This is a genomic window from Metabacillus sp. 84, from assembly GCF_050107715.1.
In the GTDB taxonomy this organism is placed as follows: domain Bacteria; phylum Bacillota; class Bacilli; order Bacillales; family Bacillaceae; genus Metabacillus_B.
On sequence record NZ_JBNILN010000039.1, the window covers coordinates 1 to 255 of the forward strand.

The following is a 255-nucleotide window of genomic DNA, read 5'->3' on the forward strand; positions in this document are numbered from 1 at the left end:
CTCAGTCCCAGTGTGGCCGATCACCCTCTCAGGTCGGCTACGCATCGTCGCCTTGGTGAGCCATTACCTCACCAACTAGCTAATGCGCCGCGGGCCCATCTGTAAGTGACAGCATAACCGTCTTTCAATTTTGAACCATGCGGTTCAAAAGGTTATCCGGTATTAGCTCCGGTTTCCCGGAGTTATCCCAGTCTTACAGGCAGGTTGCCCACGTGTTACTCACCCGTCCGCCGCTGACCTCCGAAGAGGTCCGCT

1 rRNA gene is annotated in these 255 nt (G+C 56.1%); it reads right to left on the reverse strand.

Annotated elements, in window-relative coordinates:
- Window positions 1-255: ribosomal RNA gene (locus ACQCV8_RS20215) — 16S ribosomal RNA — on the reverse strand; the annotation flags it as partial.